The organism is Mycobacterium asiaticum (genome assembly GCF_001668675.1).
GTDB lineage: Bacteria > Actinomycetota > Actinomycetes > Mycobacteriales > Mycobacteriaceae > Mycobacterium > Mycobacterium asiaticum_D.
Map to the genome: position 1 here is coordinate 1 of NZ_LZKQ01000023.1, position 686 is coordinate 686.

Below are 686 nucleotides of genomic sequence, written 5' to 3' on the forward strand. Positions count from 1 at the left end.
GTGGTCGCCGGTGGTGTGCTGCTGATCTACGTCGCGACCGTCACGCAGCTGTCCAAGGTGGTGGAGGCGGTGCGGGCCCAGCAATGCTGGACCGAGCCGCGGTCGTGGGAGACGCTGCAGCGGGGCTGGAACGTGGTGGGGCTGGCCGTGCGGCCGCAGCATTCCATGCGGGGGCACACGGCGTTCCTGGTCGCCGCCCGCCGGCTCGCACCGGGCGCGGTGGCGCCGGCTCCGCTGGGCCGCAAGCGTGAGGGGCGCGACGGTTAGTCGTCGCTCTTGTTCAGCCCGCGCCGCACCGACAACAACTCGAACTCCGGGTGCGCGGCCACCAGCCGTTCGGCAGCGTCCAGCACGTCCACCGCATGCCGGCGGTCGGCCGACACCAGGGCCACCCCGATGCCTGCCCGGCGGTGCAGGTCCTGGGAGCCGGTCTCGGCGGCCGACAGGCTGAACTTGCGCTGCAATTCCGCGACGACCGGTCGGATCACCGACCGCTTCTGTTTGAGTGACCGCACGTCACCCAGCAGGACGTCGAACTCGAGCCAGCCGATCCACATGCCTTTCAGGACCCCGGCGACGACGTCGGAGCGGAGGTCGGCGCGGGGCTGGGCTCTGGGCTGGGTGGCGGCACCGGCTTCCAGAACGCGGGCGCCGGGAAAGATGTCGCCCTCGTGCACGATCTGGGC

The 686-nt window shown here is 71.7% G+C and carries 1 protein-coding gene and 2 pseudogenes; 1 reads left to right on the forward strand and 2 read right to left on the reverse strand.

The window, feature by feature from the left end; translation table 11 throughout:
- A pseudogene (gene trmI, locus A9X01_RS01710) lies at window positions 1-267 on the forward strand (tRNA (adenine(58)-N(1))-methyltransferase TrmI); the annotation flags it as partial.
- Here trmI and A9X01_RS01715 read toward each other — a convergent pair.
- Together A9X01_RS01715 and A9X01_RS30975 are read right to left on the reverse strand one after the other, a co-directional pair.
- Window positions 264-557, reverse strand: coding sequence for a DUF503 domain-containing protein (locus A9X01_RS01715; protein ID WP_065119011.1), 294 nt, complete (start codon window positions 555-557; stop codon window positions 264-266). The pseudogene trmI and the gene A9X01_RS01715 overlap by 4 nt on opposite strands.
- Before the next feature lie 63 nt (window positions 558-620).
- Window positions 621-686 (reverse strand): annotated as a pseudogene (locus A9X01_RS30975) (hypothetical protein); the annotation flags it as partial.

Excerpts from the sequence above, each read along its gene's own strand:
- A9X01_RS01715 (WP_065119011.1), bottom strand. The coding sequence starts at position 557 with ATGTGGATCGGCTGGCTCGAGTTCGACGTCCTGCTGGGTGACGTGCGG.